The organism is Neobacillus sp. Fa239, assembly GCF_055395235.1.
Window position 1 is genome coordinate 1,264,992 of the sequence record NZ_AP041611.1, and the last position, 22,720, is coordinate 1,287,711.

Annotated in this window: 20 protein-coding genes; 17 read left to right on the top strand and 3 right to left on the bottom strand. The window is 38.0% G+C overall.

Going from position 1 to position 22,720, the window contains the following annotated elements:
- Positions 1-230: 230 nt before the first annotated feature.
- The 11 genes from ACZ5XR_RS06020 to ACZ5XR_RS06070 all read left to right on the top strand — a co-directional run bounded on the left by ACZ5XR_RS06020 (position 231) and on the right by ACZ5XR_RS06070 (position 11,969).
- Positions 231-1,442, top strand: a complete 1,212-nt coding sequence (locus tag ACZ5XR_RS06020; RefSeq protein ID WP_464500772.1) for an EAL domain-containing protein — start codon at positions 231-233, stop codon at positions 1,440-1,442.
- A 205-nt stretch (positions 1,443-1,647) separates the two neighbouring features.
- On the top strand, positions 1,648-1,884 hold the full coding sequence (locus ACZ5XR_RS06025) for a YkuJ family protein (RefSeq protein ID WP_464500773.1): 237 nt from the start codon (positions 1,648-1,650) through the stop codon (positions 1,882-1,884).
- 112 nt (positions 1,885-1,996) lie between these two features.
- Positions 1,997-2,443 carry a cyclic-di-AMP-binding protein CbpB gene (gene cbpB, locus ACZ5XR_RS06030; RefSeq protein ID WP_464500774.1) on the top strand — a complete coding sequence of 149 codons (447 nt, stop codon included), beginning with the start codon at positions 1,997-1,999 and terminating at the stop codon, positions 2,441-2,443.
- Between the two features lie 52 nt (positions 2,444-2,495).
- Complete coding sequence (locus tag ACZ5XR_RS06035) at positions 2,496-4,013, top strand: MDR family MFS transporter (RefSeq protein WP_464502232.1); 1,518 nt, start codon at positions 2,496-2,498, stop codon at positions 4,011-4,013.
- 18 nt (positions 4,014-4,031) lie between these two features.
- Positions 4,032-4,922 carry a LysR family transcriptional regulator gene (locus tag ACZ5XR_RS06040; protein ID WP_464500775.1) on the top strand — a complete coding sequence of 297 codons (891 nt, stop codon included), beginning with the start codon at positions 4,032-4,034 and terminating at the stop codon, positions 4,920-4,922.
- 73 nt (positions 4,923-4,995) lie between these two features.
- Positions 4,996-5,706, top strand: a complete 711-nt coding sequence (dapD, locus tag ACZ5XR_RS06045) for a 2,3,4,5-tetrahydropyridine-2,6-dicarboxylate N-acetyltransferase (RefSeq protein ID WP_464500776.1) — start codon at positions 4,996-4,998, stop codon at positions 5,704-5,706.
- Positions 5,707-5,768: 62 nt separating this feature from the next.
- Positions 5,769-6,899, top strand: a complete 1,131-nt coding sequence (locus ACZ5XR_RS06050; protein ID WP_464500777.1) for an N-acetyldiaminopimelate deacetylase — start codon at positions 5,769-5,771, stop codon at positions 6,897-6,899.
- 262 nt (positions 6,900-7,161) lie between these two features.
- Positions 7,162-7,710 (top strand): peroxiredoxin, encoded by a 549-nt coding sequence (locus tag ACZ5XR_RS06055; RefSeq protein WP_464500778.1) that lies wholly within the window; start codon positions 7,162-7,164, stop codon positions 7,708-7,710.
- 70 nt (positions 7,711-7,780) lie between these two features.
- Positions 7,781-8,236 carry a TlpA family protein disulfide reductase gene (locus ACZ5XR_RS06060; protein WP_464502233.1) on the top strand — a complete coding sequence of 152 codons (456 nt, stop codon included), beginning with the start codon at positions 7,781-7,783 and terminating at the stop codon, positions 8,234-8,236.
- Positions 8,237-8,380: 144 nt separating this feature from the next.
- The gene (locus ACZ5XR_RS06065) at positions 8,381-10,135 is read left to right on the top strand and encodes an ABC transporter ATP-binding protein (RefSeq protein ID WP_464500779.1); all 1,755 of its coding nucleotides are present in this window, start codon (positions 8,381-8,383) and stop codon (positions 10,133-10,135) included.
- Between the two features lie 13 nt (positions 10,136-10,148).
- Positions 10,149-11,969, top strand: a complete 1,821-nt coding sequence (locus ACZ5XR_RS06070) for an ABC transporter ATP-binding protein (RefSeq protein WP_464500780.1) — start codon at positions 10,149-10,151, stop codon at positions 11,967-11,969.
- Positions 11,970-12,019: 50 nt separating this feature from the next.
- Here ACZ5XR_RS06070 and rnjA read toward each other — a convergent pair whose 3' ends face one another.
- Together rnjA and ACZ5XR_RS06080 are read right to left on the bottom strand one after the other, a co-directional pair.
- Positions 12,020-13,687 (bottom strand): ribonuclease J1, encoded by a 1,668-nt coding sequence (rnjA, locus tag ACZ5XR_RS06075; RefSeq protein ID WP_464500781.1) that lies wholly within the window; start codon positions 13,685-13,687, stop codon positions 12,020-12,022.
- 3 nt (positions 13,688-13,690) lie between these two features.
- Complete coding sequence (locus ACZ5XR_RS06080; protein ID WP_464500782.1) at positions 13,691-13,900, bottom strand: DNA-dependent RNA polymerase subunit epsilon; 210 nt, start codon at positions 13,898-13,900, stop codon at positions 13,691-13,693.
- Positions 13,901-14,331: 431 nt separating this feature from the next.
- Between ACZ5XR_RS06080 and ACZ5XR_RS06085 the strand changes: the two genes are divergently transcribed.
- Entirely contained in the window at positions 14,332-15,285 is a 954-nt protein-coding gene (locus ACZ5XR_RS06085; RefSeq protein ID WP_464500783.1) for a DMT family transporter, read from the top strand.
- A gap of 25 nt (positions 15,286-15,310) precedes the next feature.
- On the top strand, positions 15,311-16,075 hold the full coding sequence (locus ACZ5XR_RS06090) for a Cof-type HAD-IIB family hydrolase (RefSeq protein ID WP_464500784.1): 765 nt from the start codon (positions 15,311-15,313) through the stop codon (positions 16,073-16,075).
- A 28-nt stretch (positions 16,076-16,103) separates the two neighbouring features.
- Here ACZ5XR_RS06090 and def read toward each other — a convergent pair whose 3' ends face one another.
- Complete coding sequence (def, locus tag ACZ5XR_RS06095) at positions 16,104-16,658, bottom strand: peptide deformylase (RefSeq protein ID WP_464500785.1); 555 nt, start codon at positions 16,656-16,658, stop codon at positions 16,104-16,106.
- Between the two features lie 789 nt (positions 16,659-17,447).
- On the opposite strand from def, the gene ltrA reads away from it, so the two are divergent.
- From ltrA to ACZ5XR_RS06115, 4 genes are all read left to right on the top strand, one after another.
- Complete coding sequence (gene ltrA, locus ACZ5XR_RS06100) at positions 17,448-18,773, top strand: group II intron reverse transcriptase/maturase (RefSeq protein ID WP_464497298.1); 1,326 nt, start codon at positions 17,448-17,450, stop codon at positions 18,771-18,773.
- Positions 18,774-19,232: 459 nt separating this feature from the next.
- Positions 19,233-20,348, top strand: a complete 1,116-nt coding sequence (gene pdhA / locus ACZ5XR_RS06105) for a pyruvate dehydrogenase (acetyl-transferring) E1 component subunit alpha (RefSeq protein ID WP_464500786.1) — start codon at positions 19,233-19,235, stop codon at positions 20,346-20,348.
- A gap of 3 nt (positions 20,349-20,351) precedes the next feature.
- A complete protein-coding gene (locus ACZ5XR_RS06110; RefSeq protein WP_464500787.1) occupies positions 20,352-21,329 on the top strand; it encodes an alpha-ketoacid dehydrogenase subunit beta in 978 nt (325 codons plus the stop codon).
- A 76-nt stretch (positions 21,330-21,405) separates the two neighbouring features.
- On the top strand, positions 21,406-22,716 hold the full coding sequence (locus ACZ5XR_RS06115) for a dihydrolipoamide acetyltransferase family protein (RefSeq protein WP_464502234.1): 1,311 nt from the start codon (positions 21,406-21,408) through the stop codon (positions 22,714-22,716).
- Positions 22,717-22,720 lie beyond the last annotated feature (4 nt).

Sequence of the window (22,720 nt, forward strand, 5' to 3'; positions counted from 1 at the left end):
ATTTTCTTAAAAAAATTTTCTATAAAGCAAGTAAAACTTTCTGGAAAAAGAAAAATCTGCTTAAAAGAGTTGTCTAATAGGTTAATATTCAAATTTCTGTAAAATATACATAAAAAAACAACCGGGAAACGAGGCCGTTATCCTGTTGGAAATGAACGAAAGCGCACGAATGACGTATTGTATATATTGGTATGGTATAATGGAATAAATCATATTGTGGAGGTAGTCGGATGGATGCATTGGATATCCTGGCGGATCTTGAAAATGTCATTCCTTTTTTTCAACCGATTTTTAGTGCGGAAGAGCAGCGGGTCATCGCTTATGAAGTGTTAGGGAGATTCCGTTCTGAAGGTAATATTATAAGCCTTGGACCTTTTTTTCAGGATGATCAAATTCCTGATGAATATAAGTTTGAAGTGGACCAGCTGTTAGCGAGAAAGGCACTTGAAAGAGCGGTAAAACTAGAAGAGGATATCAAAATTTTCTTTAATCGCAGCGCGGAATTATTAATGTTTGGTCACGGGGAACCTTTTTTACAGGAGCTCCTGTCATTTGAAAAGCAGGGGGTAAAACTAGACAGAATTGTTATAGAGGTCTCGGATCGCAATTACAAAGGAGATATCGACCAATTGGACCATCTCCTGCAGTATTACCGGACATATGGAATTAATATCGCGATTGCACGAATTGAAAGTGAAAGCAATTATTTTGAACGAATTGGTCAATTGGAGCCGGATTTTTTGAAAATTAATCTCCATGCATTAAAATCGACATCTACAGGGACTAATTTTAATGATGTTCTTTTTTCCTTATCCCTTTTAGCAAGAAAAATTGGTGCAACATTATTGTTTGAAAATATTGAAATGAGCTACCAGCTTCAATTCGCCTGGAAGAATGGAGGCCGGTATTATCAAGGGTATTATCTTCATCCGCCAGCTGCAGAATTTATTCCAAGGGATTTGCTAAAAGAGCGGCTTAGAGAAAAATTCCATGATTTTATTTCCTATGAAAAAAGAAAATTAGAGGCTGTTTATACAACAGCGGAATTTTTTCAATTAAAAGTTCAAGAAATTGTGATGAAAAATAAAAAGGCTGGCTATGAAGAACTTTTTCTTGCTTTGATCAAAGAAATGAATGAGATCGCTTTTAGAATGTATGTATGTAATGAAGATGGTTTTCAAAATTCCGCTAATATTTTTAAAGGAATAAATGGATGGGAAACACAAACAGAATATATTCAAAAAAATTGGAGCTGGCGTCCTTACTTCTTAGAAAATATTATTAAAATGAGAAATGAGCGGAAAGGAATTTTGTCCGACTTATATTGTGATATTGAAACAGGAGAATCCATACGAACCTTTTCATTTCCAATGAATGAAAATGAGTACTTGTTTATTGACATAAGCTATCAATACTTATTTGAGCACGAACAGTTATTGTAAAGGGCAATAATCATCATTAATTTAAAAAAAAATGCTTATTTCCTCATTTTTGCTTGGACAAATGCTTGGTATTATTTTATTCTTTTAATATTGGCATATAAATTCTAAGTTGAAAAATTCTGTCAATAAACAATAAGGATAGAAACATTCCAAATGAGAAACCTATTTATAGAAGGTTGTTTGTGTTTCGAAAGGAGATAAGCATATGTCACAGCTTCAGGGAATTTTAACTCGATTAAAAAATCTTCAAGAACAATCAGGTAGTGGTGAGCCAGCACAACGCTATTTTGAAGTAAATGGTGAAAGAAAGTGTCAGGTTACCTTCCATCCGAAAACGTTAACGTTTGAATTAGAAGTATATAATGACAAGGAAAAGCCAAAACGATATCAATTTGACAATATCGACATGATAACAATTGAAATTTTTGACTTGATTCAATAGGAACCAGAAAGGTTCCTTTCTTTTTTGAATTGTACATAGTTAAAAATGACAACGCCCTCATAAACTATGTTAGAATGAATTTGGAAAAAACAAATTTTGAGGAGTTCGGCTTATGATCAGTCTTCACAGTGGGGAATTTTTAGAATTAAATATTAAAGATTTTATGATACCATCTGAGCGTGTCGCACATGTCCAAATAGGTAATAATCTTGAACATGCATTATTGGTGTTAACGAAAAGCGGATATACAGCGATTCCAGTTTTAGATCCACACTATAAATTGCATGGATTAATCAGTACCCCGATTATTATGGACTCCATTTTAGGGCTGGAAAGAATTGAATTTGAAAAACTTGAAAACAAACGAGTAGAAGAGATTATGAAAAGGGAAGTACCAAGGATCAATATTTCAGCTTCCTTGATAACCTGCCTTGAATTGCTTGTTAATCATCCATTTATTTGTATTGAATCAAATGAAGGCTTCTTTGAAGGAATATTGCCAAGAAGTAAAGTGCTTCATGAATTAAATAAAATTATAAAAAGATTTAAAAAATCATAATGGCAATATTATGGCTCCCGTACCGGGAGCTATTTTTAAAGGGGAGAGAATGATGGCAGATTCAATCGATCAAACTGCTGAGACCAGTTCGCCAAGGAAGCAAACCAAAAAGCATTTTGTCTTGGCCTCTGTTATGCTCGCAATGTTTATGGGAGCGATTGAAGCAACCATTGTATCCACAGCAATGCCGGCAATTGTTGGTGATTTGGGAGGATTTCAATACTATAGCTGGGTTTTTTCAGCCTATCTGTTAATGAATTCGGTAACCGTACTCATTTACGGGAAACTATCTGATTTATTTGGGCGAAAACCGATTTTATTTTTCGGAATTATTGTTTTTTTACTAGGGTCGACGCTATGTGGTTTTGCTGCATCAATGCAGCTGCTGATTCTGTTTAGGCTTATTCAAGGTTTTGGTGCAGGAGCCGTTATGCCTATTGCGACCACAATCGTTGGGGATATCTACACGGCTGAGGAGCGGGCAAAAATTCAAGGATATCTTTCTAGTGTTTGGGGAATATCAGCGATAACTGGCCCTGCTGTAGGTGGTTTACTTGTCCAATATGTAAGCTGGCACTATGTTTTTTGGATCAATATCCCGCTTGGTATTCTTTCATTGGCAGGGTTGACCATATACCTGCATGAAAATGTTGAAAAGAAAAAACATAAAATCGACTATCTCGGGGCGGTTTTGTTAACCGTTGCCATTTCTACTCTGATGTTCCTCCTTGTTGAAGGAGGAAGTCACTGGTCATGGAGCTCATGGCAGGCTTTATCACTTTTAGGCCTATGCGGTGCTGCCTTCATTGCTTTTGTGTTCCAAGAAGGACGTGCAGTGGAACCGGTTATGCCATTTAGTATATGGAAGGAAAGGTCAATCTTTATTGCCAATATTACTTCCTTAACAACTGGTATCATGTTAATTGGAATTTCGAGCTTTTTACCTGCCTTTGTACAAGGTGTGATGGAACAAACCCCTATCATTGCCGGATTTACCTTAACAACCATGTCAATTGGCTGGCCGCTTGCTTCAACACTCTCGGGTAGAATGTTAATCACGATAGGCTACCGAAAAACCTCTATTATTGGAGGAATCGCATTAGTAATTGGCAGTATTGCGTTTGTAACGATGTCAGCGAATTCAGGACCTCTTTGGGCTGCATCCGGTTCTTTCCTGGTTGGTTTAGGGATGGGATTAACATCTACTGCCTTTATTGTCTCCATACAGAGTACAGTCAGCTGGCAGCAAAGAGGGATTGCCACGGCTGCCAATATGTTCATGAGAAATCTGGGGAACACCATTGGGGCAGCGTTACTCGGAGGCATTCTAAATAGCCGGATCAATCATTATTTATACGAGAATGCCAGGCATCTTGGGAATAAACTATCCGTTAATTCAGTCAATATACTTTTGAGCGAACGTGATCGGAATAAGTTACCGGGAACAGTCCGCCATCTTCTTCAGAATGGTTTAACCGTTTCGCTTAACGCAGTCTATTTTATTGTATTAATCTTTGCTGTCATTAGTTTGATTCTCGTACTCTTTATACCTAAAAAGAGTGCCGTCTAAAAAAACATATAAAGAGGGATGCCATTGTCCTCATTGTCAGAATTTCAGTTATTATCCGTTTTAGCTCAAGAGATGAATATGCGTAAAGCATCAGAACGTCTGTTTGTCTCCCAGCCAGCTTTATCTCAGCGCTTACAGACCATTGAAAAAGATTGGGGAACAAAATTATTTATCCGCTCACAAAAAGGACTATCACTTACACCTGCTGGTGAACTGGTGATTCAATTTGTAAACGAGGTCTTGAATAAAGAGGAAAAAGTCCGTGAAACCATTTTTTCTCTAAAAGAAGGCGTATCGGGAACCTTAAAAATTGCTGTTGCATCCATTGTAGGTCAAAATTGGCTTCCTCAGGTATTGAAAAGATTTATTGATACATATCCTCAAGCAAAAATTTCGCTTGTAACGGGCTGGAGCAGCGAAATATTAAAATGTTTATACGATGATCAAGTTCATATTGGCATTATTCGAGGTACCCCCGATTGGAAGGGGATGAAGGTTCATCTTTTTCATGATCCGCTTTACTTAGTTGATCGGGAAATCAAGAGTCCAGAGCAAGTTCTCCAAACCGATAGACCTTTTATTCAATTTAAAAGTGATTCCAATTACTATCAGGAAATTCAAGATTGGTGGATGCGAAACTTTAAATCATCACCGAAGCGAACCATTATTGTTGATCAGATTGAGACATGTAAACAAATGACCTTTAATGGGATAGGCTATTCTATTTTACCGGCGATTACGTTAAATAATGCCGATAAACAAATTTTTAAAATTCCTCTATTAGATGGAAACAACCAGCCGTTAAAGCGGGATACTTGGCTTTTGGGGTATGAATCGGCCTTTCAGCTCAAGCAGGTTCAGGCATTTGTTGAATTAATTAAAGAATACATTTCAGATTCAGAGAAATAATTTAATTTTTTATTGTTTTCAGTACTTTCGTTTGTTAAAGTAATTTTTAGTACATAGCAAGGAGGATCTATTAATGAAAAAAATGGACGCGCACGAAATTATTTCTTTTATCCAAAAAAGCAAAAAGTCAACACCCGTTAAGGTTTATCTAAAAGGAAACCTGGAAGGAATCGATTTTGGAAGTGAAGCAAAAGTATTTATTAACGGGAACACAGGTGTTGTTTTCGGCGAGTGGTCTGAAATTAATTCAGCCCTGGAAGAAAACAAAGGAAAGATTGAGGATTATGTTGTCGAAAGTGACCGCCGTAACTCAGCCATTCCTTTACTTAATACAAATAACATTAATGCCCGAATTGAACCGGGTGTGACGATTCGTGATCAAGTAGAAATTGGTGATAATGCCGTCATTATGATGGGTGCCGTTATTAATATTGGTTCAGTTATCGGTGATTCAACGATGATTGATATGAATGTTGTGTTAGGTGGACGAGCAACAGTAGGAAAGAGATGTCACATCGGGGCTGGCGCCGTTTTAGCCGGTGTTATTGAGCCACCTTCAGCAGAACCGGTTGTGATTGAAGATGATGTGCTAATTGGAGCAAATGCCGTGGTACTGGAAGGGGTTAGAGTCGGCAAAGGATCAGTGGTTGCTGCTGGTGCCGTTGTTACCGATGATGTTCCTCCTTATACAGTTGTAGCGGGGATTCCAGCTAAAAAGATTAAAGAAATTGATGAGAAGACTAAATCGAAGACAGAAATTATGGATGCGCTTCGTCAGTTATAAAATTTCTGTGAAAGCGTGGATAATCTCCACGCTTTCTTCGTAGTTAATGGGAGGCAAGCAGTGTGAATTCTTTTGTGCAAATTCGTCGTGACCTTCACCAAATTCCTGAATTAGGCTTTCAGGAGTTTAAGACACAAGAATATTTATTAACCTATTTGCAATCATTAAATGGGGAACGGATTTCCATAAAAAAATGGAAAACCGGTCTATTTGTTAAAATACACGGATTAAACCCTAGGAAGTTAATCGGGTACCGTACGGACATTGATGGGCTGCCAATTGAAGAAGAAACAGGTCTTTCCTTTTCCTCTTCCCATCCAAAGCAAATGCATGCCTGCGGTCATGATTTCCATATGAGTATTGCTCTCGGCATTCTGACCCATTTCGTGGATAACCCCATTGACGATGACCTTTTGTTTATTTTTCAACCGGCAGAGGAAGGGCCTGGCGGTGCTGAACCTATGCTTCAATCTGAAATGATGCAAGAGTGGAAGCCGGATATCATTTTTGCCTTGCATATTGCTCCTGAATATCCTGTCGGGACCATTGCTCTTAAAGAAGGGCTGCTGTTTGCCAATACATCGGAGTTATTTATTGACTTAAAGGGTAAAGGCGGGCATGCGGCTTATCCACATCAAACCAATGATATGGTAGTTGCCGCATGTAACTTAGTCAATCAGCTCCAAACGGTTGTGTCAAGGAATGTTGACCCCCTGGATAGTGCGGTTGTCACAATAGGGAAAATAACCGGCGGTACTGTTCAAAACATTATTGCTGAAAAGGCAAGACTTGAAGGAACGATTAGAACATTGTCGCCTGAATCAATGAAAAAAGTTAAACAGCGAATCAATTCTCTGATAAAAGGGATTGAAATCGGTTTTGATTGTGAAGCATCTATTGACTTTGGTTCCATGTACTATCAGGTCTATAACGATGAAGGACTGACAAGGGATTTTATTCAATATTTAAGACAAGAATCGATTGTAGAGGTAGTCGAATGCAGGGAAGCAATGACGGGTGAAGATTTTGGGTTTATGCTCAAGGAGATTCCTGGACTGATGTTTTGGCTTGGTGTCGACTCACCATTTGGCTTACATCATGCCAAATTAACGCCGAATGAACAGGCAATTGAAGAGGCTATTAAAGTTATGACGAGCTATCTTAACTATAAAGGAAACCCTCAAACAGAATAAGACTTTTTATTTTTATCCTTACTTGCATTCATGGTAAACTAATAGCAAATAATGGTGAAAATTGTTATAGATTTATTTTTTTAGGAGAAACTTATGGAGGGGAAAATTAGCTTATAATTAATAATAAATATTTATTTAAATTAATTATAATTTAATATTGACTCTTATCTATCCTTGTCCTATAATAAAAAATGTCAAAGGTAAGCAAATGAGAATCGTAACGAAGATTTTCTCATTTAATTTAATTTTTGGAGGGATTCAAATGCCAGAACGTATGGTAGGTAAACAAGCTCCACGCTTTGAAATGGACGCAGTAATGCAAAACAAAGAATTTAAAAAAGTAAGTCTTGAAGAAAACATGAAAAATGGTAAATGGACAGTATTGTTCTTTTATCCAATGGACTTCACATTCGTTTGTCCAACTGAAATCACTGCTATGTCCGACCGCTATGATGAATTTGAAGATCTTGATGCTGAAATCATTGGTGTATCAACTGATACTATTCACACTCATCTTGCATGGATTAAAACAGACCGTAAAGATAACGGCCTAGGCGATTTAAAATATCCTTTAGCAGCCGACACCAACCATGTGGTTTCTCGTGATTACGGTGTACTAATTGAAGAAGAAGGTATTGCTCTTCGCGGTTTATACATCATCGATCCTGAAGGTGAATTAAAGTATTCTGTTGTTAATCACAACAATATCGGCCGTGATGTTGATGAAACTTTACGTGTGCTTCAAGCATTACAAACAGGTGGTCTTTGCCCGGCTAACTGGAAGCCTGGACAAGCTACATTAAATGTTTAATAGTTAATTTAAAATGATAGACCTAACCTTTAAGAAGTGTTAGGTCTTTTTTGAAATAGGGGGGTTAATGATGAAATTACGTGAGCCGATGCCGGAATTATCCGGGGCAACAGAATGGTTGAACGGAGAAGTAACCAAAAGTGATTTAGTGGGCGAAAAGCCAACCCTTATTCATTTCTGGTCCATTAGTTGTCATCTTTGTAAAGAGGCGATGCCGCAGGTCAATCAATTCCGTGATGATTATCACGACAAATTAAATGTCGTTGCCGTTCATATGCCAAGGTCGGAAAATGATTTAAACCTTGAGGAAATTAAACAAGTTGCTGCTGAACATGGAATTACCCAGCCAATCTTTGTTGATAGTGAGCATAAGTTGACAGAGGCTTTTGAAAATCAATATGTACCAGCCTATTATGTATTCGATCGTGAAGGCAAGCTGCGTCACTTCCAGGCTGGCGGAAGCGGAATGAAAATGCTTGAAAAGCGGGTAAATCGTGTTTTGGATGAAATTGAAAAAACTGAATAACTAAAAAAACTGTTCGTTAACAAAACGAACAGTTTTTTTTTATGAAAATGTAAGAAAAGACTAGAAAAATATTTCGAAACCCGATATATTTATTAATGCGTGTTAATTCTAAAAATTTAAAATAGTAAGAAAGGGGATGGGGAAATGGAAACCTTTAAAAAATTAAAACCTTATTATTGGCCATTTAAGAAATATTTTATATGCTCAATTGTATTTATGTTATTAGTAACGGCGATAACAGTTGTTTATCCAATGATTCTTCAGTTTACAATTGATGACGTTGTTCTGAAGGGGGAGTACAATTGGGTTCCTTATTTGGCCATTGGTTTTGTTCTTATTATGATTGTTAAAGGAGTTGCAACATTTATTAACCAATATACAGGGGACTTATTTGGAATTACTTCAGTATATAAATTGAGGAATTCTTTATATGAGAAACTGCAATTTCTACCTTTTAAATATTATGATAATGCGAAAACCGGAGATTTAATGTCACGATTAACAGCTGATGTGGAAGGTTTTCGCTTTTTTTTATCATATGGATTTTCAGAACTATTAAGGTTTTTTCTATTAATTATCATAAGTGTAGCTGTAATGGTTTATTATTCAATTAGCTTGACCATAGTTACACTTATCACCCTGCCTTTTTTAGCGATCGTTGTTTATAAATTTGACCGTGCAGTCCACCCTGCATTTCGGAGAGTCCGTCAATCGTTTGGTCGGTTAAATACAAAGGTCCAAGAAAGTATAAGTGGGATTAATACCGTCAAATCACTTGCAAAGGAAAGTTTTGAAATTGGGAAATTTAATGATTCCAATGGGGACTTTAAAGAACAAAATATTTTCACTTCCACCATCTGGGCTAAGTTCTTCCCTTTAATGGAGTTAATGGGGAATATCAGCGTTGTCTTTTTGCTGGCCTATGGCGGATTTTTGGTCATGAACGGCACATTACTACCGGGTGAACTTGTTGCCTTTTATAGTTTGGTTTGGTATATCATTTGGCCGATTGTGAACCTAGGATTTGTCATCAACCAATTTTCACAAGCCAAGGCCTCAGGTGAGCGGCTTTTAGAGGTTTTGGAAACAGATAATGAGATAGAAGATCAAATCGGAGTGGATGAAGCAGAGCGAATTAATGGCTATGTGGAATTTAAAAATGTTTCATTGCGATATGGCCAGGATTCTAAAGAAGCTTTATATAATATTTCCTTTGAGGCACAGCCAGGAAAGGTAATTGGCTTAATTGGCTCTACAGGTGCGGGCAAAACAAGTATTACGCAATTAATGACCAGATTTTATGAGCCTAGTGAAGGGAAAGTCCTGATTGATGGGAAGCCGGTCAGTGAGTTTTCTCTTCGGGCATTAAGGAGCAGCATAGGCTTTGTCCTGCAGGAGTCATTCTTATTTTCTACAACAATTAAAGAAAATATCTGTTATGGGCGGCCAGAAGCAACAATGGAAGAAATCATTGATGCGGCAAAACGAGCGCAGGCTCACGAATTTATTACCGAGCTGCCTAAAGGCTATGATACGGTTCTTGGCGAGCGGGGAATGGGTCTTTCAGGGGGACAGAAGCAACGCATAGCGATTGCAAGAGCCATTTGTGTTAATCCAAGCATCTTAATCTTAGATGATGCGACAAGCGCAGTGGATATGGAAACAGAAGTGAATATCCAAAAAGCATTAAAAGAAGTCATGAAGGGGCGTACAACCTTCATTATTGCCCATAGAATATCCTCTTTAAAGCATGCAGATGAAATTTTAGTGCTCGAGGATGGTCAGATCATAGAACGAGGAACACATCAAAAATTGCTGAATAATAACGGCCTATACCAACGTGTTTATGAGATTCAATATAAAGATCAACAGGCGGTATTAACTTCAAAAACTGGATAAAGGGGGATGTTTTGTGAATGAAAGAAAGTCACAGGCAAATATTTTAAAAAGATTTCACTACTCATCAGACCAAGTCATTGATATGCCTTTTAACTGGGTGCAAATGACTAGGCTGTTTAGCTACCTTAAGCCATATCGGAAAAAACTTTTGCCGCTTTCGGCATTGATGGTCATCATAACGACAGCAGTCCGATTAATAATCCCGATTTTAATCGGAGTCTATACACTGGATAAGGCAATAAAAAGTAAAAATATAAATATGTTGATAACCCTTGTCGCGATTATTGCAACCCTATATGTTATCACATATATCGCCAATTATTTTAGAATTCGCTGGATGAATGAACTTGGTCAAGGGGTTATCTATGACATTCGCAGGCATTTGTTTTCACATGTTCAAGGTCTCTCGCACGGTTTTTTTGACCAGCGTTCTGCAGGTTCCATTCTGGTAAGAATTATGAATGATATTAATTCATTGCAGGAATTGTTTACAAATGGTGTTATTAATTCACTAATGGATTCTTTGATGCTTATCGGCATTATTATTGTGCTTTTCACACTAAGTCCAGCGCTTACTTTAGCGGTCATGATCATGCTGCCCATTATGTTTTTTATCTCAACCAGTCTGCGGCGGAATATCCGGCGCTCGTGGCAAATGGTCCGTTTAAAACAATCCAAGCTTAATTCACATTTAAATGAAAGTATACAAGGAATTCGGGTCACCCAGTCTTTTACACAGGAAAGGGAGAATATGGCCTTTTTTGAAGGCGTGAATCATGAGAATTATTCAAGCTGGAAAAGCGCCTCTAGAAAAAACGCCATGTTTAGACCACTTGTTGACTTTACGAATGCATTAGGGACGGCAGTATTGATTTGGTACGGCTCCCATCTTATCCATAACAATTCGATAACTATCGGTGTTTTTGTCTCATTTGCCTTTTATTTAGGGATGTTCTGGGATCCCATTTCAAGATTAGGGCAAGTTTACAATCAACTTTTAATCGGCATGGCTTCATCGGAGAGGATATTTGAATTTTTAGATGAAAAACCAATTGTTTCAGAAAAAGATAGTGCTCAAAAAATTGGTGAAATTCGCGGGAATATTTGTTTCGAAAAAGTATTTTTTTCTTACGATGAAAAAAGAGTTGCTTTAAAAGGCGTTAGTCTTGATATAAAGGCAGGGCAGACGGCGGCGCTTGTCGGTCATACTGGTTCAGGAAAAACTACCATTGCGAATTTGATTTCTCGTTTTTATGATCCGACCTTAGGTCAAATAAAAATTGATGGAATTTCCATTGAAGACATTTCGCTAAAAAGTTTGAGAGAGCAAATAAGCGTGGTTTTACAAGACACTTTTATCTTTTCTGGAACGATATTGGAGAATATTCGCTTTGGCTGTCCTTCTGCCACTGATGAAGAAATAGAACAGGCAGCAAAATTGGTTGGAGCTCATCATTTTATTGAAAGGCTGCCAAACGGCTATCATACGGAAGTTGAAGAACGTGGAAATGTACTATCAGTTGGGGAAAGGCAGTTGCTCTCGTTTGCAAGGGCATTGCTGGCAAATCCGAGAATTTTAATTTTAGATGAAGCGACAGCGAGTATTGATACTGAAACAGAAATTCAAATTCAAAAGGCTTTAAAAACATTGTTAAAGGATCGCACAGCCATTATTATCGCTCATCGACTCTCGACCATCCGGGAGGCGGACCAAATTTTTGTTTTGGATCATGGAAGAATTATAGAGCATGGAAATCATGCAGAACTTATGGATGAAAAAGGAGAATACTTCCACTTGGTTAAAGCACAGTTTAATATGTTAAATGAAGAATAAAACAGCAAAGATTGAAAAGCGGGAGTGCCCTGAAGGCGCTCCCGCTTTTTTTATACTTCCATTATAATTGGTAAAATCATTGGTCTTCTTTTCGTTTTTTCATAAAGGAATGGTGCCAATGTGTCTGTTATTTCATTTTTTATTTCGGACCATTGACTTGTTTTTCGTTCCATTACTTTATTTAAATGCTTAGTAATTAAATTTTGAGCATCATTAATTAAATCACCGGATTCTCTCATATAGACGAAGCCTCGGGAAATGAGATCAGGTCCTGAAGCGATTTTAAAATCCTTCATGTTAATGCTGACGACTACAACGACTAACCCTTCCTCTGAAAGGATTCGGCGATCTCTTAGTACAATATTTCCGATGTCGCCAATTCCGCTTCCATCAATGTATACTGATCCAGATGGGATTTTACCTGCCACTTGTGCCGTGTCTTCTGAAAGAGCTAACACTTCGCCATTATCCATGATAAAACAATTCTCTTCTTCAACACCACAATCAACAGCTAATTTGGCGTGCATTCTCTGCATCCGATATTCACCGTGAATTGGCATAAAGAATTTTGGCTTAATTAAACGAAGCATTAACTTTTGTTCTTCCTGCCCACCATGTCCGGAGGTATGAATATTACTTAGCTTCCCATGAACAACCTCGGCACCGGCACGATAAAGCATGTTAATGGTCCTGCTGACACTAATGGTGTTTCCTGGGATCGGAGAAGACGAGAACACGACGGTATCTCCCGGATTAATTTGAATTTGCCGATGGGTCCCATTAGCTATTCTTGAAAGGGCAGCCATCGGTTCACCCTGGCTGCCGGTGCAAAGAATCGTGACTTTATCTGCAGGTAAGCGGTTTATTTGCTGAGCATCGATAAAGGTTTCCTTAGGTGCAATGATATAACCTAAGTCCAAGCCGATATTGATCGCCGCTTCCATACTACGGCCGAATACAGCAACTTTTCTGCCATAAGTAACCGCAGCTTCCACTACTTGCTGAAGACGATGAATATTCGAAGCAAAGGTAGCAAAAATGATTCGTCCATTCACTTTGCGGAAAACATCGTCAATACTTTCTCCAACCCTGCGCTCGGACATCGTAAATTCTGGGATTTCACTATTGGTACTATCCGAAAGCAGGCATAAAACTCCTTCTTTTCCAATTTCGGCCATTTTGGTTAAATTTGCCGGTTCGCCGACTGGTGTGAAGTCGAATTTGAAATCTCCAGTATGAACGATTTGGCCAGGAGGTGTTTTCACAACGATACCATAGGAATCTGGAATACTGTGGGTAGTCCTGAAAAAAGTAACGGAGGTTTTACGGAATTTAATAATATCGTCCTCTTTAATTTCAATCAGCTTTGCGGTTCTTAGAAGGCCATGTTCCTCCAATTTGTTTTTAATTAATCCAAGCGCAAGTTTTCCCCCGTAAATAGGAATATTTACTTCACGTAATAAATAAGGAATCCCGCCAATATGATCTTCATGTCCGTGAGTAACGAATAAACCTTTTATTTTATCTTCATTTTTCACTAAATAGGTGTAGTCCGGGATTACATAATCAATACCTAAAAGCTCATCTTCAGGGAACTTAATTCCGGCATCGATTAAAATGATTTCATCCTGGAACTGTACTGCATAAGTGTTTTTGCCAATTTCACCTAAACCGCCTAGAGCAAAAACAGCAGTTTGATCATTTTTTACAAATTTCATAAATTATATCTCCAATACTTTAAAGTCTTCGTTTTGTTGTTCATATTCTAAAAATGCACCATTTACGGGTTGGACGAATTCTACGTTATATCCCCGATCAGCAATTTTTGTTCTTACATCCCTTACTGATTCGCCTTCAATATAGAGAGATTTTGTATTTTCTCTTACAGGTACTTGTTTAATGTTTTCTTGATAATAAACTTTATATATCATGACAATATCGCTCCTTATTCAATCATAACTTTTTCTATTATATAAAATATTTACATCTTTTTCATTTATTTTCTTTGCAAAACTAAAAATGGAAGTTTATCAACCTATTGTGAACGTATGTAAAAAGGTCACTGTTTATCAATTTACAATAAGGAAGGAGCCCTTCGCAAGTTTGAAGGGCTCAAAATTTTAGGCAATGGTTTTTTTTCGCAGTAAATCTTTCCACTGTTTTAAAAGCTTTTTTCTCAGCTTCTTTAACATAGTGGATCATCTCCTTACTTCTTATTTTATACGATACTTGTCCAATGTAAAGCAAGCCATGATAGATTATAAAAGATTTTTTTCCATGGGTGGGTTTTTATACTATTAGTATATGAGGATTTCGCTGATTTTTTCATGGATAAACATGGAATTATATGGATTGACAATTATTGTTGAAAGGTTTAGTCTTTAACAAGAAAATTAAGATGAAAAGGAATCGGGTTGATATGGGGAAATTATCTGCTTGTTTAATCGTTTTGAGTCTTATCTGGGGAACTTCATTCCTGTTTATTAAAATTTTATTGTCTCATTTGGGACCAGAAGCTGTCGTGTTTGGACGAACGCTGTTTGGAACAATCATGCTTCTGTTGATTTTACTCTTTAATAAGAAAAAAACTCAATTAAATCAATTGCCTTGGGTGAAATTATTATTAGTAGCCTTAACGAATAATGTCCTCCCTTGGCTGTTAATATGCTCTAGTGAAACAAGATTGTCATCAAGTATTGCCTCCATTATTAATGCAACCACACCGATTTGGACATTAGTGATCGGTTTTATCTTTTTCTCTTCGTCTCTGAGGAAAACCCAATGGCTGGGAATTATTGTGGGGTTTTTAGGGATTTTTATTCTGTCTGATTTTAAAGTTGGTGACCTGCACAGCGGTAACACCATTGGAATTTTAATGATGACCGGTGCCACCTTATGCTACGGATTAGGTGCCCAATTGTCTAAAAAATATCTCACTCAATTAACTGTCCTTGAAATATCTTTTTTTACATTAATGTTATCAACGGTTATTAGCTTAATTGTTATGATGTTTTCGGCTCCTGGATCCCTCTCTTCCTTTATTAATGGGGCAATTTACCTGCCTTTGATAGGTTTAGGTGCATTAGGATCAGGTGTTGCATACCTTCTTTTTTATTACCTGGTGCAAAAGGGCAGTCCGGAATTTGCTTCCCTCGTAACCTATCTTGTACCTGTATCTGCTATCATTTGGGGTTCTGTACTTTTAAAAGAAAAAATCCATTTGTCCATTGTGATCGGTTTACTTGTTATCTTTTTAGGCGTCTATATTTCATCACTTAAAACAAAAAATAAATCAAATAAAAGTGCTGCAGCTTAGTCTTAGGAAAGGGGTTATTATAGGAATGAAAAAAATAGTTTTTTTTGATATAGATGGAACATTACTTGACCATGAAAAAGCTATACCAAGCACTACAAAAAAGGCAATAACTAAATTAAAAGAGAATGGGATTTATGTCGCGATTGCCACTGGAAGGGCACCCTTTATGTTTGAAAGCATTCGGGAGGAATTGGGCATTGAATCGTATGTAAGCTATAACGGTCAATATGTTGTGTTTGAAAAGGAAGTTATCTATGAAAACCCGCTTAACCAAATAGAGCTTGAGAGATTGTTGGCGCATTCATCTGAAAATAAACATCCATTAGTATTTATGAACGAAAAAACCATGAAGGCAACCGTTAATCATCACCGTTATATTGATTTGGCGATTGGAAGCTTAAACTTTGCACTTCCTGATTACGATGCCAGCTTTTATAAAAATAAAAAAATCTATCAAACGTTACTTTTTTGTGAAAATGAAGAAGAATATATAAAAAATTATCCGTTGTTTCATTTTATCAGATGGCATGAATATTCTGTTGATGTGCTGCCAAAAGGCGGCTCAAAAGCAGAAGGCATTAAGAAAATGATTGAACGATTAGGGTTTGATTTAGCTGATGTTTATGCATTTGGAGACGGCTTAAATGACCTGGAGATGCTTAAGGCTGCCGGGACTAGTGTCGCTATGGGAAACGGTGTCCCTGAAGCAAAGGAGCTTGCAGATTACATTACAACAGATGTAGCTGATGATGGAATTTGGAATGGCTTAAAGGAATTGCAGTTAATATAAGAAAACTCGCCCTCCCGGCGAGTTTTCTTTATCTTTCAATTTCAATAGCACCTTCAATTTTCTTGAAAGGGTCCTGTTTATCAATATAATCATAAAACATAATCCCATTTAAATGATCAATTTCATGTTGAAAGCAAATTGCAGGCATCCCTTTTAACCTCAGCTTTACTTCTTCTCCGTTTAAATCAATGCCTTTCACCGTTATTCTGGCATACCTGGGCACATAACCAGGTATTGCCTCATCAACAGATAGGCATCCCTCTCCTGATGCCAAATAGGCTTTTTCGATGGAATGACTGACAATTTTTGGATTGAATAGACCGTAACTATAAAGGTTTCCTTTATTGTCATGAACATGAACGGCAATCATCCTTTTTGATACATTTATTTGAGGTGCTGCAAGGCCAATTCCAGGTCTTAAACCATATTTAGCAGCAATTTCAGCATTTTGGCTATTTTTTACATATTCTAATAGATCTTTTAGGATTTGCTTTTCCTCAACTGTTGGCGGCATAGCAACTTCTTGGGCCACTTTTCTCAGCGTAGGATGACCATCGCGTATGATATCCTCCATCATAATCATATTCCGATTCACTCCTGTTATCAAAATCATGCATATGATTAGTCTAACAAACAATAGATAAAAAGTTAATCTCTTTGTCTTTTCAGATGTAGCATCGAATTCATAAATGGATAAATCGGCTAAGAAAGTCGATTTTTTTATGTGCGCTTGGCAGCGCATCGCTCTAATGGGTGAAAGTCCCTAACATGCCGTTGTGGCGGAAATGTATAGCTGACAGGTAGTGCGAGTATCGTGAGATTTCGTGCGGAGGACTTGAAGGCAAAACTCGGAACAGGTGGCTGTAACCATGTTGGCTGGTAAGGTGGGATAACCTTGCATAAAATGGGGATGTCCAATACCACTCTGTATCTTATTAGTTATGAGGACTGGATTCGAGTGAAAGGCGATGAACGTGACCCAAGGAGATCTCATCATCTCCACCGTAGGTGGTAACTCTTTTTCAAAGCCGCGAAGGACAAGAAATGGATTATGGAAGGTGAGAAGTCAGAGCAGGGGATAGTAGTGAATAAACTTGTTGGAAACGCCACAAAGACAAGTGACTTATCACAAAGTTGATAAGGCGGGCACTGACTCAAAAGGCAGTGGACTGATGCGAAGCCCGTCTGTCCATCGAAGAAAAGCAATACGAACTTATTTACTCGTCATGTACTAAACAGAAGTCGATGAGGCAGAAAGCCGAAGAATCGAGACCGAAAGAAAGTAGGTTGTTTAGGGCGAAGTACTAATATCAAATATCAGCCATTGGTTTACCTATTCAGTTGATATTGTATTGGGAAAGGAATCGAATGCATGAATGAATCAATAGGAAAACGAAGCTTACGTGTAGTGGAGAATTCTAAAAAGAAACGCAAGTGGTACAGCCTAATGGATAAATTATGGAACTATCAAAACCTGGAACAAGCTTTCTATGACGTGAAGAAAAATCGCGGTTCACACGGAGTGGATAAAGTAACGATTAAAGATTATGAAATTGAATTGGAACACAACTTAAGAGTGCTCCAAGAATCTTTGCGTTTGAAAACATATCGTGCAAAACCAGTTAGAAGAGTTTTTATTCCAAAAGCTGATGGTACAAAACGTCCACTGGGAATTCCAACAGTAGAAGACCGAGTTCTCCAAGCTGCAACTAAAAGAATACTTGAACCAATCTTTGAACAGAAATTCTTAGACTGTAGTTTTGGATTTCGTCCGAACCGTAGTGCACATATGGCGATAGACAAAATCCGAAAGGATTTGATGGATGGGTACACCTTTGTAATTGATGCCGATATAAAGACTTATTTTGATTCAATTCCTCATGATAAGCTTATCGAATTAATCAAAGAAGAAGTTGTGGATAATAGAGTATTGGCGCTAATTTTGCAGTTCTTAAAATCGGGAATCCTTGAAAATGGTATTTTCTATGAGAGTGACAAGGGGAGTCCTCAGGGTGGCGTAATCAGTCCATTGTTAGCGAACATCTATTTGCATCCGCTCGATGAAATGATGATGGAAAGAGGTCACCGTATTACAAGGTACGCGGATGACTTCGTCATCTGTTGCAAATCCCGAAAGGGAGCAGAAAGAGTACTAAGAACGGTAGTGAAGCTCTTAGATGAAAAGTTAGGATTGAAAGTGCACCCAGACAAAACTAAGATTGTAGACAACTACGAAGAACCGTTTATCTTCTTAGGGTATGTTTTCAAAAGAGGATATTTCCATTCTCCATCAGACAAAGCAGTAAAGAAGTTTAAGAAAAGTATCAAAGATGTAACGAAAAGAAATCTAACAGTTAACCTGGAAGAATTCGTCAAGCATCGATTAAATCCCATTATTAGAGGATGGGGAAGATACTTTGGAATTGGCTTTTCAAAAAAACTATTTCAAAAATTGGATACATGGATTCGAAGAAGGCTAAGAATGATTCAGTTAAGAAGCTGGAGAAAAATAAGAAAGCTCCACAGGGAGCTTCGGAAAAGGAATTGGAAGGGTGAACTTCCGCATCTTTCAATGACTAGATGGAGGAATTCTAAGACTGAGCACGTTCATTTTGCGATTCCGAATGAAAGGTTTCGGGAAATTAAACTTGTTTTTCTTTTAGACATATACAACGAACTACATCCCCAAAGGGGATAAAGTGGAGGAGCCGTATGCGATGACCCGCACGTACGGATCTGTGAGAGGCGCATGAAATTTCTCATGCGCCTACTCTATTTTCATCTTTCCTATAACAAATGGCAAAAAATAATTTCTTTATATAACAGTTTTAAGTAAATAGTGATACAGACGGTGGTAAGGATATTATAATTTGCAATGTGAAAATGATGAAAAATTATAATGCGTAGTAATTGACGTGCGTTATTGGATGATGTACACTCTTTATGGAGATAGTTATTGTATCAATATTATTATCAAAAATAATGATACAGAATAATATAAGCATGAAAGAAAGATTTACGTTTGACCTTTAGATAAAAGTGGAAAACTACAATCAATTTCAAATGAAGTCTTTTCACATGTTTTGGGCACCATAACAAAGGTGGAATTTATTTTTTACATTTTTATGTTTTGAAAAGAAAGGAAGAGGTGACCTAGATGGCTTCTAAATTAAAGAACGCCCAGCTCGATGCAGTAAAAGCCCTCGAGACAGTATCTAATCAATTTCAAACGCTTCAAATATTAAATGAAGAAGGCGAAGTTGTAAATGAATCAGCAATGCCTGAACTTTCCGATGAACAGCTTCAGGAATTAATGCGTCGTATGGTTTACACAAGGATTCTTGACCAGCGATCTATTTCATTAAACCGTCAAGGCAGACTTGGTTTTTACGCTCCTACGGCAGGTCAGGAAGCATCTCAATTAGCTTCGCAGTTTGCTCTTGAGAAAGAAGATTTTATCTTACCGGGATATCGTGATGTTCCCCAATTAATTTGGCATGGATTGCCGTTATATCAAGCATTCTTATTCTCCCGCGGACACTTCCAAGGAAATCAAATTCCTGAGGGTGTTAATGTTTTATCCCCACAAATTATCATTGGTGCACAATATGTTCAGACTGCAGGTGTTGCACTAGGAATCAAGAAGAATGGAACAAAGGCCGTTGCGATTACCTATACAGGTGACGGTGGAGCTTCACAAGGAGATTTCTATGAAGGAATCAACTTTGCAGGGGCCTTCAAAGCACCAGCTATTTTCATTGTTCAAAATAACCGATTTGCCATTTCAACTCCAGTAGAAAAACAATCCGCAGCAAAAACCATCGCACAAAAAGCTGTTGCTGCAGGAATTCCTGGTATTCAAGTAGATGGAATGGATCCATTGGCTGTATATGCTGCTGTAAGTGAAGCACGTGAGCGCGCTGTAAATGGTGAAGGTCCTACATTAATTGAAACTTTAACTTACCGTTATGGTCCACATACAATGGCCGGTGATGATCCAACTCGTTATCGGACAGCTGATCTTGATAATGAATGGGAAAAGAAAGATCCGCTTGTTCGTTTCCGCAAGTTCCTTGAAAAGAAAGGGCTTTGGAGTGAAGAAAAAGAAAATCAAGTAATTGAACAAGCTAAAGAGGATATAAAAGAGGCTATTAAGAAAGCAGACGCTGCTCCTAAGCAAAAAGTGACTGATTTAATGTCCTTTATGTTCGAAGAAATGCCATCTAACTTAAAAGAACAATTTGAAATTTATAAAGCAAAGGAGTCGAAGTAAGTCATGGCTCAAATGACAATGATTCAAGCAATTACTGACGCACTGCGCACTGAACTGCGTAATGATTCGAAAACATTATTGTTCGGTGAAGACGTTGGAGTGAACGGTGGTGTTTTCCGTGCTACTGAAGGACTCTTAAAAGAATTCGGCGAAGATCGCGTATTTGATACACCATTAGCTGAGTCTGGTATTGGTGGTTTAGCGATTGGTCTTGCATTAACCGGATTTCGTCCAATCCCTGAAATTCAATTCTTCGGGTTTGTTTTTGAAGTAATGGATTCAATTGCAGGCCAAATGTCACGGATGCGTTATCGTTCCGGCGGACGTTATAATATGCCAATTACCGTTCGTTCTCCATTTGGCGGCGGAGTTCACACACCTGAACTTCACTCAGACAGCTTGGAAGGATTAATGGCACAAACTCCTGGTTTAAAAGTGGTTGTTCCATCAACTCCATACGACGCAAAAGGATTATTACTCTCATCTATCCGTGATAATGATCCGGTTATTTTCCTTGAGCATTTAAAATTATACCGCGCTTTCCGTCAAGAAGTACCTGAAGAGGAGTATACGATTCCACTAGGGAAAGCAGATGTAAAACGTGAAGGTACGGATTTATCAATCATTACTTATGGTGCAATGGTTCACGAATCATTAAAAGCAGCAGAAGAGCTAGAAAAAGAAGGCTATTCCGTTGAAGTCGTTGATTTACGCACCATTAGTCCGCTTGATATCGAAACTATTATTGCCTCTGTTGAAAAAACAGGACGTGCAATGGTCGTACAGGAAGCACAAAAACAAGCTGGAGTGGCGGCAAACGTTGTTGCGGAAATCAATGATCGTGCCATCTTAAGTCTTGAAGCTCCTGTTTTACGAGTAGCAGCTGCGGACACGATTTACCCATTCTCACAAGCAGAAGCTGTATGGCTTCCTAACTATAAAGATGTAATTGAAACAGCAAAGAAAGTTTTAACTTTCTAAAAATGGATTTGGAGAAATTTATAACATTAGGAGGATGAATTAAGTGAGCGCAACGGCCACATCATTCCAATTTAAAATGCCTGATATTGGTGAAGGCATTCATGAAGGCGAAATTGTCAAATGGTTTATTAAACCTGGCGATAAAGTTCAAGAAGATGACGTTCTATGTGAAATTCAAAATGATAAAGCAGTAGTAGAAATTCCGTCTCCTGTCGAGGGGACCGTTATTGATGTATTAGTTGGTGAAGGAACAGTTGCAACGGTTGGGCAAGTCCTTGTTACATTCGATGCTCCAGGTTATGAGAACTTGCAATTTAAAGGTGACCATGGTGATGAAGCTCCTAAACAAGAAGAAAAACCGGCTGCTCCGGCACCTGAAGCAAAACAAGAAAATGTACCTGTACCTGTACCTGCACCAGCACCTGCTGCAGCAGCTGCACCACAGGCTGAAGTTGATCCAAACCGTCGCATTATTGCAATGCCTTCTGTACGCAAATATGCACGAGAAAAAGGTGTTGAAATCCGTCTTGTTGCCGGAACTGGGGATAATGGACGTATTTTGAAAAGCGATATTGATACATTCTTAAGCGGTGGAGCTCAAGCACCTCAAGTTGAAGCAGCTCCAGTTGCTGAAACAACAGCTGCACCAGCTGCACAAACGGCTGCTCCAATTCCACAAGGTGAATATCCTGAAACTCGTGAGAAAATGAGCGGTATTCGTAAAGCAATTGCTAAAGCAATGGTTAATTCCAAGCACACGGCTCCACACGTAACATTAATGGATGAAATTGACGTTACAAAACTTGTAGCACACCGTAAAAAATTCAAAGAAGTAGCGGCTGCAAAAGGCATCAAGCTTACCTTCTTGCCATATATCGTAAAAGCACTAACCAGTGCATTAAGAGAATTCCCAGCATTAAATACATCACTTGATGATGCAACAAGTGAAATTATTCATAAGCATTATTACAACATCGGAATTGCTGCTGATACGGAAAAAGGGTTGTTAGTTCCTGTTGTTAAAGATGCTGATCGTAAGTCTGTATTTACAATCTCTAATGAAATAAATGAACTAGCAGGTAAAGCGCGAGATGGAAAGCTTGCCCCGAATGAAATGAAGGGTGCATCATGTACCATTTCCAACATCGGTTCTGCAGGCGGACAATGGTTCACTCCTGTCATTAATCATCCGGAAGTTGCTATTTTGGGTGTTGGCAGAATTGCCGAGAAACCAATTGTTAGAAATGGCGAAATTGTAGCTGCACCAGTTTTAGCACTTTCTTTAAGCTTTGACCATCGCATGATTGATGGTGCAACAGCACAAAATGCATTGAATCATATTAAACGTTTATTAAACGATCCAGAACTATTGTTAATGGAGGCGTAAAAAA